The sequence below is a fragment of the Bordetella muralis genome (assembly GCF_054781015.1).
The window spans coordinates 118473-131270 of the sequence record NZ_BAAGVF010000009.1 but is presented as its reverse complement, the minus strand read 5'-3'; the positions used below and the strand labels follow the sequence as shown (position 1 = coordinate 131270).

The window sequence follows — 12798 nt, the reverse complement described above, 5'->3', positions numbered from 1 at the left end:
CTGCTGTTCTTTCATGAAGCAAGCATTATTAGACAAGGGGTATAAACATGGATCGCCGCAACTTCATCAAGATTTCCGGTGGCTTGGCGCTGACGGGACTGCCACTGCAACGCGTACTCGCTGCTGACAGCGGCACTTTCCCAATGGGGTGCGCCACCCCCATGTCGGGGGTATTCGCAGAAATCGGCAAGTACAGTCTCATCGGTGCGCGAGCCGCGGCGCTGGACGTACCGGAAGTTCTCGGCAAGAAAACCCGTGTCGTCTCCATCGACTCGGAGGGCAACCCCGGCGTGGCCGTGCGCAAAGTCCGTGAAGCCGCGCAGCGTGAAGGACTGCGTTATGTGAGTGGCGCATTGCTATCCTCAGAAGCCATCGCCGTCGGCAAGGAGATGAATCGCGAAGGCGGCGTAGCCTTTATCGGGGCCGGCGCGGATGAAGTCACTGGCGCGGACTGCAACATCTCGACGTTTCGCTGGTCCAGTACGACCTATGGCGCGATCGAACAGACAGTGCGCCCGCTGGCCAAGATGATGCCTCAGGCCAAGCGCTGGTACACGATCACACCGCAGTACGTGTTCGGAGACGCCTTGTTGAACAATGCAAAGCGCATTTTCAAGGAAATGGATATCGAGCACGTCGGCAACAGCTATCACTCGTTGACCGAACAGGAATTCAGCGGTTATCTGACCAACGCCATGGCCACAAAACCCGATGTCCTGCTGATCCTGAACTATGGCGCACAATCTTCGGCCACGCTGCGCCAGGCGATTTCGTTCGGCATGAAGAACAGAATGACGATCCTGATGGCGTACTCGGATGGCGTCACCCAGTTTCATGCGCTGGGAAAAGATATCGTCGAAGACGTGTACTTCGGCTGCCAGTATTGGCATGGCGTGGATGCGCCTGTGAACAAGCACTTTGTAGAACTGTGCCGCAAGAATTTCAACGTCACACCGCCCTATAACAGTGCATTGACATATATATCGACCCGACTGACATTGGAGGCCATCAATCGCATCGGTTCCGACGATGCAGCGAAAGTCATCAAAGCGCTCGAAGGCTGGAAATATGACGGACTGACCGGACCGGAGGAGATCCGCGCGTTTGACCATCAGGGCATCAAAAAATACTACCTGATGAAGGGCAAAAAAGCGTCAGAGATTACTGACCCCAATGAAATGGCGGTGATCGTCAGTGAGGGAGAGTCGACGATCCCCATCGCGCAAAGTGTCTGCAAGATGGTCCGCACCTGACCGAGGTGCGGCGTTCATTACTCCTTCTCGGGAAAGGGACCTCATGACGCTTTACCTACTGCAGATCTTCAATGGCATAGGCGTAGGCATGCTTTATTTCCTGATGGCGGTCGGCTTGTCGATCATCTTCGGGTTATTGCGGTTCGTGAATTTCGCACATGGCGCGTTCTTCATGATCGGTGCTTATCTAGCCTATGCCATCGTGGTATCACTGGGGCTGGACTTCTGGGTCAGCCTGATCTTGGTACCCATCGTGGTGTTCGTATTCGCGATCGCGCTGGAACGCGTGCTGTTGCGGCACGCCTACCGGCTGTCGCATATGGCACAGATACTGCTGACGTTCGGCTTGTCGATGATCCTGCAGGAACTGGCCATTGTCCTCTGGGGAACCGATGCGCTGCACATGCCCACGCCCCAGGCATTGAGTGGAATCGTCGAATTCGGATCATTCATCTATCCCACCTATCGCTTGTTCGTCATCGCATTCACCGCAGTACTCGCGCTGATTCTCTGGTGGTTGCTCGAAGGCACCCGTCTAGGAGCTATCGTGCGCGCCGGCAGCGAACACGGCGATATGACTTCGCTGCTGGGACACGACATTCCCAAGATTTTCATGCTCGTCTTCGGCCTGGGCGTGGCATTGGCCGCCTTGGCGGGAGTATTGGCCGCCCCCATTAGAGGGGTGGAGCCGTTCATGGGGCTTGACGGGCTCAGCATCGCGTTCGTTGTGGTCGTGATCGGAGGCATGGGCAGCTTTTCCGGGGCCTTGGTCGGAGGACTGTTGGTGGGTGTGCTGCAAAGCCTGCTCAGCAGCATCTGGCCCGAGATGGCACGTCCCGTCATCTATGTATGTATGGCCATGGTGCTGCTGATGCGCCCATACGGACTATTTGGGAGAGGCTGATGGAAAGCAGACTCATGCGTATTGCCAACCGGACCGCAGCGCCACTGCTGTTGTTGCTGCTGCCCTTCATACTACCCAGCTACTCACAGGCCAATGAGGTGCTGATTTTTGCCATAGCAGTGCTGGGCTGCAATCTGCTATTGGGTTATACAGGGCTGTTGTCGTTTGGCCAGGGTATCTTCTTTGGCATGGGCGCTTATGCAGCGGGTTATGCAGGCACTCATTGGGGCGCGGGCCTGTTTTCCATGCTACTGATTGGGGCCCTCGTCGGCACGGCAGCGGCGGTGCTGGTGGGATTTTTCTCGATCCGGCAACGGGGTGTCTATTTCGTCATGCTCACGTTGGCCTTCGCTCAACTATTCTATTTTCTCGCCTATTCATTTCGAGACATCACCGGTGGTGACAACGGCATGACGGATATTCCTCGCCCGCCTTTGTCGTTATTCGGCGTGGTGGATATATCGCTCAGTCAATCCTCGTCGTTTTACGTATTTAGCGCCGTATTGTTTTTATTGGCGTTTTTTGCGCTGCAACGCATCATCGGATCGCCCTTCGGCTCCACCCTGGTCGCCATCCGGGAAAACGAGATCCGTGCCGCGGCAGTGGGCTATAACGTGCGGGGATTCAAACTCGCAGCATTTGCATTCTCTGGCCTGCTGACCGGGCTCGCGGGTGCGCTGTATGCGCCGTTTCTAGGCATTGCCACCCTGACGACCATCGATGTCACGATGAGTCAAACCATTCTGATCATGACCTTGATAGGCGGCGGAGGATCCCTGGCGGGGTCATTGGTCGGCGCCCTCTTTTATGTCGTCCTGTCATCATGGCTGTCTACCATCTGGCCACGCTGGCCCATGCTGATAGGCTTTCTGCTCGTATTCATCAGCATGTCCACACCGGGAGGGCTCTGGGGTGGCGTACAACAGGCATTGAAATCGTGGCGGGTATCAAGGAGGACTGAACATGCGCAATGACGATGCGGTCCTCGAATCCGCCATGATCGAGACCCAGGGACTGGGCAAGCAATTCGGCGATTTTCATGCCGTTTCCGGCGTGGACCTGCGTATCCAGCGGGGCCATATTCATTCTGTGATCGGCCCAAATGGCGCAGGAAAATCCACGCTGTTCAATTTGCTGGGTGGCGCATTGCTGCCCAGCAGAGGCAGTATCCGCTTTTCAGGGCACGACGTCACTGGACTCTCGGACACCCAACGGGTGCATCTCGGCATGGCCCGCTCGTTTCAGATCACCTCCTTGTTCGGACAGCTGTCAGTGCGCGAAAACCTGCGGCTCGCGGCGCAAGCCGTCATGCGGCGCGATGCTGCCTGCTTCTGGAAGCGCGTCGAACGCGTAGAGCAGGCCTCGCAGAGGGCGCAGACTCTCATTGAGCGCTTGAACATGCAGCGCTATGCCGACGTCTGCGCAGGCACCCTGGCACATGGTCAGCAGCGCATGCTGGAGGTCGGCATGTGTCTGGCTGCACGGCCAAAACTGCTGTTGCTCGACGAACCGACATCGGGAATGGGCGTCAATGATTTGCCGGTGATGCGTGACTTGATCCAAGAGGTGGCGCGCGATCACACGGTATTGTTGATCGAGCACAACATGAGCATTGTGTTGACGATCAGCGATCGGATCACCGTCATGGCGCAAGGCAAGGTGCTGACGGAGGGCACTCCGGATCATATTCAAGGCCATGCCGACGTCCGCCGCGCGTATCTGGGGTCGGGAGCCTTATCATGAGCACCTTGTTACGGCTACACAACGTGAATGGCTACTATGGATCCAGCCATGCAATTCGAGACATCAACCTGCACGTCAACGAGGGCGAGATTGTCACGTTGCTAGGACGTAATGGCGCAGGCAAATCGACGACCCTGAAAACCGTAATGGGCATGGTGAAATGCCAAGGCGGAAAAGTATCTTTACGCGACCGGGACATCAGTGATGAAACGACCCACCGGATCGCCCGTGAAGGAGTTGCGCTGGTCGTCGAAGACCGGAAAATTTTTTCGCTATTGACCGTCGAAGAAAACCTGCGTGTCGCGCTGCGTAAAGGATCTGCCTGGGGTCTGGACGATGTCTACAGACTGTTTCCTCGACTGCAAGAGCGCCGGAAAAATGGCGGAGGAAAGCTCTCGGGCGGGGAACAGCAAATGCTGGCGATCGCTCGCGCGCTATTGGGCGGCCCGCACTTGCTGCTATTGGATGAGCCCACCGAGGGCCTGGCGCCCGTGATTGTGGAGCAGATCACCGAAACGCTGGTGCAGATCGCTGCACGTGGCATGACAATTTTACTGGTCGAGCAAAATCTGGCAGTCTGCGAAAAACTGGCATCGCGCCACTACATTCTGGAAGAAGGTCATATCGTTTATCATGGCAGCGCGGATGAATTCCGGACTGCCGACGATATAAAACAACGTTATTTAGCGGTTTAGGATTGAACAAAACGCCTACTGGCATGCGGACACACCATGCAAGCACAACAAGAGCGGGTCGCGCCGGCCCTGGAGCATCGATGAAGCGTGATCAGAGCCCCCCTCGCGATAATCCGCTATTTGTACAGGTCCTGGAAAAGGGTATCGAAGTACTGCGCAGCTTCACTGCCCAACGCCGCACCATGACGCTGGGGGAAATTGCTGAGATAACCGAGCTCAGTAAAAGCTCGGTACAACGCATCGTCTACACGCTGGAGAGCCTGGGATATGTGATGAAACATCCGCAAACGCGGCGGTTTCAGCTGACGACCAGAGTCATGGACATCGGCTACAACTATCTCGCAGCCGATACGCTGGTCGATGTCGCCAATCCGTTTTTGGCAGAGCTCTCGAATTCGACGGGCGAGACCGTCAATCTGATGGAACCCAGCGGGCATGACATGGTGTATGTGGCGCGTTTTGCCAGTCATCGATTCATTCCTATGCACATGCCCATTGGCTGCCGCATCCCCATGTTCTGCACGGCGTCGGGACGGGCCTATTTATGGGCATTGCCCGAGCCTGAATGCGATGCGCTGCTGGACACTATCCCCATGCAGGCCTATACGCCGAACACCGTGACGGACAAGCCAACGTTAAAAGCTTTGTTGCATGAGGGCCGGCGATTAGGCTATTCATTAAATACCGAAGAGCTGTATGCAGGTGATATGGCTATTGCCGTACCGATCATGGGAGGACAAGGGCAGCCCATCGCTGCGCTCAATGTAATCACGCCGCCCAGCCGTTGGACGCTGGAGACCGTACGGCAGCAGATCGCCTCCAAGATCATGGAGTGTGCCCGTTCGGTCAGCAATGCGGTGCGTGCCTTCGGTTAAGCGATCGGTCGCTCTCACTGACTGATGCTCGCCACGAAACGCCTGGCGGCCACCGACACCTCCGCGAAACTGACCGCATACAGATTCAGCGTACGTTCCGCCCATGTATCCGTCAACGGCACGGCGTGCAGTTGCCGCGGCCTGCCGACAGACTGATATGCACCCTCAGGCATGACGCCCACGCCTAGATCGCATTCGATCATGCGGCACATGGCGCTCAGGCTGTCGACCTCGATACGCTGCCGCAGCATGCGCCGCCCGCTTTGCGCGGCACGGCTCAACGTCTCCTGAATGATGCTGCTGTCGCGCAAGCCTATCTGCGCGTGATCCAGAGCCTGTTCATAAGCCAGTTGCTGGTGCTCGGCCAATGGATGGCTGCGCGGCATGACCAATACCATGCGTTCCCGCCGATACGACAGCGATTCCAATCCCCCCGCCTCATCGCTGGGACTGCAGATACCCAGATCGGCTTCTCCGTCCCTCACGGCCTGAGCGACCCGGCGACTGGTCGCCTGGCGCAAGTCGATGCGTATGTCGGGATGCTCTTTCATGAAAGCGGCAATGTCTTCGGGCAGGAACTGCTCGACAGCCGAAGCATTCGCGCTCAAACGCACCACGCCTCGCACGCCGCGGGCATACTCGCTCAGATCGGCGCGCAGGTCTTCGACCTCCTGCAAGATCGCGTGCGCATGCCGCAATAGCAACTCGCCTGCTGCGGTGGGACGTACGCCTCGAGCATGGCGTTGCAACAGCGGCGTCTGAGCCAGGGACTCCAGTTCCGCAATGCGCTTGCTCACCGCAGAGGCGACCAACTGCCCCTGTGCCGCAGCCCTGGCAATACTGCCGGACTGACACGTCAAGATGAACAGATCCAGCGTCGACAGATCGACGTGACGTAAAAAGCTGCGGGAAGAGGCGAACGTGGACATAAGGGAATCGGCACGCGATAGCGTGGTGGCCGGATAACACGAAACGGAACGGGTAAGGAAATTTCATCCTGAACCAAGAGCATCGTAACGCAATACCAGGGGCGAGCCATCTCTTTTAGGAACGGCTCAATGAAATTTCACGGCTTCTCAGGGATGGGGGGATTTTCATAGCATCGAGCTTTTGCCAACGGACATCCTATGCTTCTTTCCGTTTCCGACGCCCCGCGTGTCGCTCAGGCGCTCGTTGCGCTGGGCGCCGTGCGCATCGCATCAGACCAACCATTTTTCTACACCTCGGGCTGGGCCAGCCCGGTCTACGTGGATGCCCATGTCTTGATGTCGGATGTGCAATGGCGCACCGAGATCATGGACATCGCCGCACGTGCGGTCGCCCCGGTCATTGCAGCGGGCCAGATCAATGCCATCGTGGGCACAGAGAGCTCGGGCATTGCCATCGCGGCCTGGCTGGCCGAACGGCTGCAACTGCCCATGCTGTATTTGCGTAAACGGCCGGTAGGCTGGGGCATCACCGCTCAACTCGAAGGCCGGCTGCCACTCGATGCCCGCGTACTGCTGGTCGATGACATCACAACCGATGGCCGCTCCAAGGCCGGTGCGGTCGCTGCGCTGCGCCAGTCGGGTCCCACCGTGGAACACGTCATGGTCTTGCTGGACTATGCGCTCTACGCGCAAGAAAACCAGACACTTGCAGACCATTCGCTGCAGTTGCATGCCCTGGCATCGTGGCCGCATCTGCATCAGGCACTGCTGGCCAGCGGACAACTCAATGACGCACAGACGGCCATGCTCGCCGATTTCGCCGCAGACCCGGTGGCATGGTCCATCGGCCACGGAGGAACCGGCGCATGACGATCAGTCGGACATCCTCGCTCTTGCGCGATCTGGCGCAAACGATTCTCGCCGAAATCCGCGAGGCCACGCGTGACGGCCTGGGCGTTACGCGTGAAAGCTATGGCGCAGGCGAAGAAGCCGCCTTGCGGATTCTGGAGAGCCATGCAGAACGCCTGGGCCTGGCGTATGAACGTGATGGTGCTCAGAATTTGTGGATGTGGCTGCCGCAGGACCAGCGCCCCGATCCTTTTGTCACGATCGGATCGCACGTGGATTCCGTCCCGCAAGGCGGCAACTTTGACGGTTTGGCAGGTGTGGTCTGCGGCATGCTGGTGCTGTCCAGCCTGCGCGGACATCACGAGGATGCGCCGCCGGTACGCGTTCTGGCGCTGCGTGGCGAGGAAAGCGCCTGGTATGGCAAGGCCTATATGGGATCCCTCGCACTGCTGGGACGCTTGCCCGCATCGGCGTTGAACATGCCTCACCGCGGCGGGCAAGGCACACTGGGCGACGCGATGGCCCGCTGTGGCGTCGATATCGAAGCAGTCCGCCGTGCAGAACCGATGATCGATCCTGCCCGGATGGGTGCCTATCTGGAACTGCACATTGAGCAGGGCCCGGTCATGGTGGCTCGTCAGTGGCCGGTTGCTGCGGTCACTGGCATTCGAGGCAACATCCGACACAATCACGTGCGCTGCATCGGTGAAACCGGCCATTCGGGCGCGGTGCCTCGCTGGCTGCGCAAAGACGCGCTGCTGGCGGTAGCGGAACTGCTGTCACGTATGGATGAACATTGGCGGGTCCTGCTGCAGATGGGTATGGATCTGGTCATGACAAGCGGCATTTGTTCGACGCCCCAGCAGTCGCATGCTGTGTCCGTCATTCCAGGCGAAGTCCAACTGAGCTTTGAGGTGCGCAGCCAGGACACGCAGACACTGGAACGCTTCTATACCCTGATGCGCGACGAATGCCGCGCCATCGAGGCCAGTCGAGGCGTGCGTTTTGAGTTCGACGAGCGACTGTTCACAGAACCGGCAACGATGGATCCGGCCTGGATAGCAAAACTGGAATCAGCGGCAGCACAAACGGGCATGGCGCTGGAACGTATTCCCAGCGGAGCCGGCCACGATGCATCGGTATTTGCCAATGCCGGCATTCCGTCGGCCATGGTGTTCATACGCAACGCAAACGGATCGCACAATCCGCACGAAGCCATGGACATCGAAGACTTTCTGTTGGGAACCGATTTGCTTCATCGCGCCCTGAACGGCACAATTCCACCTCGCCAACCGACATCAGTCACAAATTGAAACAAATGGGTCAACCTATCGGCCCATATCAACCGGGGAAATATCATGTCAACACTAAAAAAATGTCTGGCCGGGGTTTTTGCGGCCTGCACTGCCGTGCTGTCGGCGCCATCGCTAGCCAGCACATTTCCAGATAAACCTGTGACCATTGTGGTGCCATATGCCTCTGGCGGCAGCAATGATCTGATCGCCCGCGTCGTCGGCGCCGGCATGGGCGATCAGTTGGGCCAAAGCGTCGTCATCGTGAATGCGCCGGGCGCCAGCGGCGTCATCGGTGCAAACCGCGTGGTCAACGCCGAGCCTGACGGCTACACGATTCTGCTCGGCTCGCCGAGCGAGATCTCGATTGCCAGCCAGATCAATCCGCATGTGAAATACGATGGCCAGCGCGACTTGGCGCCTATCGGACAGATCGGCGCGCAGCCCCTGGCCTTGGTCGCTGCCCCCAACCTCGACGTCAAGACGGTGGCAGAATTTCTCGCGCGCACCAAAACCGAAGAATTCCGTTACGGCACCTCCGGCATCGGCACCCCTTTGCACCTGGCAGGCGAACTGATCGCCAAAGAAAGCGGGGGCAATATGCTCCACGTGCCCTACAAGGGCGGCGCCCCGGCCCTGGCGGACATCGTAGGTGGCCAGATCGAAGGCGGCGTGCTCGTGTTTTCGACCGCCCTGCCCCATATCCGCTCAGGCGCACTGAAAGGCATCGGAGTGACTTCGGCCACCCGCACGAAAGCCGCCCCGGACGTACCCGCTCTGGCCGAAACGCCCGAACTGGCAGGCGTGGATGTCGTCTTGTGGTTTGGCCTGTGGGCACCTGCCAAAACTGATCCTGCCGTCGTCGCCACATTGAGCAACGCGCTCAACAAGGCGCTAAGCACGCCTGAAGTCTCTGACAAGCTGGAGGCTGCCGGCATCACCGTGTCGTACAAAGACGCTGCGGCCTTTAAAGCCTACATCGCTGACGAGACCGTCAAATTCGGCAAGATCGCCACTGACGCCAAAGTCGTGCTGGAGTAACACCCGCATAGCGGGCGGATCAGCAGTTAATCCGCCCGCAGGCCAATGCGCTGCGTCAGCGACGCAAACCGGTCAATATCCTGGCCAATCAGCGACTGAAACTCGACCGAGGTGCTGGTCGTCGGGTTGAATCCCAACTGCAGCAAATCGCGCCGGACGTCAGGCTGCTTCATGATCTGCGCGACGGTGCGATTCAATTTCGCGAGAATGTCTTTAGGCGTTTGCGCCGGGGCCAACAGCCCATGCCATTGATCCAACTCGTAACCGGGCATGCCCTGCTCTGCCACTGTTGGCACGTCCGCCATCAGCGTCGAGCGCTGCGGCGAGGTCACTGCCAGCGCCCGTAATTTGCCGGCATGCAGAAATGGCGATGCGCTGGACGCTGTCACGATGCCCATGGGGACCTGGCCTGTCAACACGTCCGTCAGTGCAGGACCGCAGCCACGATACGGCACATGCTGCACGGGCAAATGCGCGCTGGCCGTCAACATTTCTCCGGCGAGATGTTGTGGGGTGCCATTGCCGCAGGAGGCAAATGGCAGTATCGCACCGGGCTTGCGGCCGGCATCCATCCAATCGGTGAGCGTGCGATAGGGGGAATCCTGCGGCACGATCAATACCGAGGGCACAAACGCCACATTGATCACGGCCTGGAAATCGCGTTTGGGATCAAAGCCCAGATTCCCGTATACACCTGGGTTGATGGCAAACGAACTATTGACCATCAACAGGGTGTAGCCATCTGGCGCAGCCTCAGCCACGGCGCGCGCGCCGATATTGCCGCTCGCCCCCGGCCGGTTCTCGACCACCACGGCCTGTCCCAGGCGTTGCTGCATCAAGGCGCCGAGCTTACGGGCCAACAAGTCGGTTCCCCCTCCAGGAGGAAACGTCACAATGATCGTGATGGGCCGATTGGGAAAACTCTGTGCAGCGGTGCGAGTCTCGGATCCTGCTGCGGACAACAGGCCCATTCCCCCCAACGCCGCCCCCAATCCAACCAGCGCCGACATCATCAACATCGCGGCGCGCCGGGAAAGGTTGAAACGCGTTTTCATCGAATGCTCCGGTGCCTCTAGCTATCCAGTCCGATATCCAATACCCGCGCGCTGTGGGTCAACCAACCGATGGCCATCAGATCCACACCCGTCGCAGCCAGTGCAGGAGCCGTCTCGGGCGTAATGCGCCCGGAGGCCTCGGTGATCGCACGGCCATCCACCATACGCACGGCTTCGCGCAACATGTCCGGCCCCATGTTGTCGAGCAACACGACTTCCACGCCCAGATCGAGCGCAGTGCGCAGTTGCTCCAGCGTATCGACCTCCAATTCGATCTTGACCAGATGCCCGATCGCCGCACGCGCGCGCTCGACGGCCTGGCGTACGCCACCGGCAATGGCGATGTGGTTGTCCTTGATCAATACGGCATCGTCCAGACCGAACCGGTGATTGCTGCCGCCGCCGACACGGACAGCGTATTTCTGTACGGCGCGCAGCCCCGGCATGGTCTTGCGCGTGCACGTCACGCGCGCGCGATATTCGCGGATGGAATGCACGATCGACGCAGTGGCCGATGCCACGCCGCTCAGATGGCACAGGAAATTCAACGCCACCCGTTCACCAGTCAGCATGCCGCGCGCCGGTCCGCGGATGAGCGCGATTTCTGCTCCGGGCGTCAGCGTCGCACCATCGGCCAGGCGAGGCTGAAATTCAATACGAGGATCGACCAGCCCAAACGCGATGCGCGCCAAATCCAGTCCAGCGAGCACGCCGTCTTGCCGAGCGACCAGACGGGTTTCGGCGACAGCATCCGCGGGCACGATCGCATCGGTAGTAATGTCGCCGGCACGCCCGAGATCTTCGACGAGCGCGTTACGCACCAAAGGCTCCAGCAATACGGCTGGCAACGGCGGGACAGCAAGAGTATTGGATATGCTCATTTTGAGTATTTAAGAAGCAAAAAAAGCGCCCTATGGGCATCACGCATTTATGCTAGTTTTGAGCATAAATGACTGTCAAGCACTTTTTGTTGTGCAGCGCGGGAAAGCGTGGCGCAGATGACGCGATCAGGCTTGGCGGGATAACGGCAATTTACTACCCGCGATGGCGCGTTCGGCCAATAAATCGCGGCGGAATCGGAACAGCTTGGCCGGCCGGCCCGCACCTGCGACCGACATGCCGCCGGTTTCCTCGACCAGATTCTGCTGCTCGATCAGGCGGCGGAAATTCTGTTTGTGCAAATCGCGTCCGGCCAGGGCCTCGACGGTCTGCTGCAATTGCAGCAGGGTGAACTCAGTTGGCAGCAGTTCGAAAACCACCGGTCGATATTTGATCTTGGCACGCAAGCGCGCGATCCCCGTGGCCAGAATGCGGCGATGATCGGTGCGCATCGGGTCTCCCGGTACAGCATCCCGCTCGGCCGAGGGGTTATGCCGCGTCGCTTCAGGGACGAGGCCAGCTTCGTACATGAGCTCGTAACGCTGCAGCACCATGTCTTCGTTCCACGGCGCATCGTCCAGACCAAAAACCACGGCTAAGCGTTGCGCACGCAAAGCCCGCAAGCCGGCATCGCGCGTATCGGCGACCCACTGACGTAGTCGCGGCACGATCGACTCGGTCAACACGGCGGGCTCAGCACCGCGGCGGTCTTCCCAAGGGAAATAGCGGTACCAATCCTGCCACACCGCCTCTGTGCCGCCGGTTGCATCGCTTTCCCGGGTCAGACAGAGATAGCTGATCGAAATCGCGCGAGGGCCCGATTCGTCAAACCGATCGTGATCGGCAAAGGTGTACAACTGCTCGACATAGCCTAGCGGATGATGGGTTTGGGTTTCTACCCACGCCCGCATCCCTGCCTGCAAGGATCGATGCCCGGGCTGAAACGCCCCCGAAGGCAAGCCGTCGTATTTCGTGCGTGCCCCGTTGGCAGCGTCCTGGGTGCGAACCAGCACACGCGGTTCTCCCTTGGTCACTGCCACCAGGACGGCGACCAGTTCGGCAGACACGAAATTTTCGGCGGAATCGGGCAATAGCGGCTCCAGAATGCAAAGCAAACCATGACGGGCAAAAAAAGTAATCCTGCAGCCTGGCTTACGCTTCAGCCTGCAGGTTGCTGTGAATTATAGGGGGTCACTATGTGCGGCAGATGACGATTGAGACCATGGCGCCTCAGACGCCAGCAAACCGCCATTTGCCTATGGGAGTAGCGTGTATGAAATGCG

General features: G+C 59.0%; 13 protein-coding genes. 9 read left to right on the top strand and 4 right to left on the bottom strand.

Annotated features, from left to right (window positions below; genetic code table 11):
* Positions 1-47: 47 nt before the first annotated feature.
* The 6 genes from ACYVIT_RS24090 to ACYVIT_RS24065 all read left to right on the top strand — a co-directional run bounded on the left by ACYVIT_RS24090 (position 48) and on the right by ACYVIT_RS24065 (position 5470).
* Entirely contained in the window at positions 48-1253 is a 1206-nt protein-coding gene (locus ACYVIT_RS24090; RefSeq protein ID WP_415807413.1) for an ABC transporter substrate-binding protein, read from the top strand.
* A gap of 43 nt (positions 1254-1296) precedes the next feature.
* Positions 1297-2157, top strand: a complete 861-nt coding sequence (locus tag ACYVIT_RS24085; RefSeq protein ID WP_415807414.1) for a branched-chain amino acid ABC transporter permease — start codon at positions 1297-1299, stop codon at positions 2155-2157.
* Positions 2157-3131 carry a branched-chain amino acid ABC transporter permease gene (locus ACYVIT_RS24080; protein WP_415807415.1) on the top strand — a complete coding sequence of 325 codons (975 nt, stop codon included), beginning with the start codon at positions 2157-2159 and terminating at the stop codon, positions 3129-3131. The genes ACYVIT_RS24085 and ACYVIT_RS24080 overlap by 1 nt, the downstream gene beginning before the upstream one ends.
* Positions 3121-3900, top strand: a complete 780-nt coding sequence (locus ACYVIT_RS24075) for an ABC transporter ATP-binding protein (protein ID WP_415807416.1) — start codon at positions 3121-3123, stop codon at positions 3898-3900. Before ACYVIT_RS24080 ends, ACYVIT_RS24075 begins: the two co-directional genes overlap by 11 nt.
* Positions 3897-4595, top strand: coding sequence for an ABC transporter ATP-binding protein (locus tag ACYVIT_RS24070; protein ID WP_415807417.1), 699 nt, complete (start codon positions 3897-3899; stop codon positions 4593-4595). The genes ACYVIT_RS24075 and ACYVIT_RS24070 overlap by 4 nt, the downstream gene beginning before the upstream one ends.
* Before the next feature lie 80 nt (positions 4596-4675).
* A complete protein-coding gene (locus ACYVIT_RS24065; RefSeq protein ID WP_415807418.1) occupies positions 4676-5470 on the top strand; it encodes an IclR family transcriptional regulator in 795 nt (264 codons plus the stop codon).
* Between the two features lie 14 nt (positions 5471-5484).
* Here ACYVIT_RS24065 and ACYVIT_RS24060 read toward each other — a convergent pair whose 3' ends face one another.
* A complete protein-coding gene (locus ACYVIT_RS24060) occupies positions 5485-6399 on the bottom strand; it encodes a LysR substrate-binding domain-containing protein (RefSeq protein WP_415807419.1) in 915 nt (304 codons plus the stop codon).
* A 198-nt stretch (positions 6400-6597) separates the two neighbouring features.
* On the opposite strand from ACYVIT_RS24060, the gene ACYVIT_RS24055 reads away from it, so the two are divergent.
* Genes ACYVIT_RS24055 through ACYVIT_RS24045 form a run of 3 tightly spaced genes read left to right on the top strand, consistent with a single transcriptional unit; the run spans position 6598 to position 9581 of the window.
* The gene (locus ACYVIT_RS24055; protein ID WP_415807420.1) at positions 6598-7269 is read left to right on the top strand and encodes an orotate phosphoribosyltransferase; all 672 of its coding nucleotides are present in this window, start codon (positions 6598-6600) and stop codon (positions 7267-7269) included.
* Positions 7266-8561 (top strand): hydantoinase/carbamoylase family amidase, encoded by a 1296-nt coding sequence (locus tag ACYVIT_RS24050; RefSeq protein WP_415807421.1) that lies wholly within the window; start codon positions 7266-7268, stop codon positions 8559-8561. Before ACYVIT_RS24055 ends, ACYVIT_RS24050 begins: the two co-directional genes overlap by 4 nt.
* A 45-nt stretch (positions 8562-8606) precedes the next feature.
* Positions 8607-9581 carry a Bug family tripartite tricarboxylate transporter substrate binding protein gene (locus ACYVIT_RS24045; protein WP_415807422.1) on the top strand — a complete coding sequence of 325 codons (975 nt, stop codon included), beginning with the start codon at positions 8607-8609 and terminating at the stop codon, positions 9579-9581.
* A 26-nt stretch (positions 9582-9607) separates the two neighbouring features.
* Here the strand turns inward: ACYVIT_RS24045 and ACYVIT_RS24040 are convergent, their stop codons facing one another.
* The 3 genes from ACYVIT_RS24040 to ACYVIT_RS24030 all read right to left on the bottom strand — a co-directional run bounded on the left by ACYVIT_RS24040 (position 9608) and on the right by ACYVIT_RS24030 (position 12606).
* Positions 9608-10552 carry a tripartite tricarboxylate transporter substrate binding protein gene (locus tag ACYVIT_RS24040; RefSeq protein ID WP_415807475.1) on the bottom strand — a complete coding sequence of 315 codons (945 nt, stop codon included), beginning with the start codon at positions 10550-10552 and terminating at the stop codon, positions 9608-9610.
* Positions 10553-10653: 101 nt separating this feature from the next.
* The gene (gene nadC, locus ACYVIT_RS24035) at positions 10654-11517 is read right to left on the bottom strand and encodes a carboxylating nicotinate-nucleotide diphosphorylase (protein WP_415807423.1); all 864 of its coding nucleotides are present in this window, start codon (positions 11515-11517) and stop codon (positions 10654-10656) included.
* 126 nt (positions 11518-11643) lie between these two features.
* On the bottom strand, positions 11644-12606 hold the full coding sequence (locus tag ACYVIT_RS24030) for an NUDIX hydrolase (RefSeq protein WP_415807424.1): 963 nt from the start codon (positions 12604-12606) through the stop codon (positions 11644-11646).
* Positions 12607-12798: the final 192 nt, after the last annotated feature.

Excerpts from the sequence above, each read along its gene's own strand:
- ACYVIT_RS24090 (WP_415807413.1), top strand. The coding sequence starts at position 48 with ATGGATCGCCGCAACTTCATCAAGATTTCCGGTGGCTTGGCGCTGACG.
- ACYVIT_RS24085 (WP_415807414.1), top strand. The coding sequence starts at position 1,297 with ATGACGCTTTACCTACTGCAGATCTTCAATGGCATAGGCGTAGGCATG.
- ACYVIT_RS24080 (WP_415807415.1), top strand. The coding sequence starts at position 2,157 with ATGGAAAGCAGACTCATGCGTATTGCCAACCGGACCGCAGCGCCACTG.
- ACYVIT_RS24075 (WP_415807416.1), top strand. The coding sequence starts at position 3,121 with ATGCGCAATGACGATGCGGTCCTCGAATCCGCCATGATCGAGACCCAG.
- ACYVIT_RS24070 (WP_415807417.1), top strand. The coding sequence starts at position 3,897 with ATGAGCACCTTGTTACGGCTACACAACGTGAATGGCTACTATGGATCC.
- ACYVIT_RS24065 (WP_415807418.1), top strand. The coding sequence starts at position 4,676 with ATGAAGCGTGATCAGAGCCCCCCTCGCGATAATCCGCTATTTGTACAG.
- ACYVIT_RS24060 (WP_415807419.1), bottom strand. The coding sequence starts at position 6,399 with ATGTCCACGTTCGCCTCTTCCCGCAGCTTTTTACGTCACGTCGATCTG.
- ACYVIT_RS24055 (WP_415807420.1), top strand. The coding sequence starts at position 6,598 with ATGCTTCTTTCCGTTTCCGACGCCCCGCGTGTCGCTCAGGCGCTCGTT.
- ACYVIT_RS24050 (WP_415807421.1), top strand. The coding sequence starts at position 7,266 with ATGACGATCAGTCGGACATCCTCGCTCTTGCGCGATCTGGCGCAAACG.
- ACYVIT_RS24045 (WP_415807422.1), top strand. The coding sequence starts at position 8,607 with ATGTCAACACTAAAAAAATGTCTGGCCGGGGTTTTTGCGGCCTGCACT.
- ACYVIT_RS24040 (WP_415807475.1), bottom strand. The coding sequence starts at position 10,552 with ATGGGCCTGTTGTCCGCAGCAGGATCCGAGACTCGCACCGCTGCACAG.
- nadC (WP_415807423.1), bottom strand. The coding sequence starts at position 11,517 with ATGAGCATATCCAATACTCTTGCTGTCCCGCCGTTGCCAGCCGTATTG.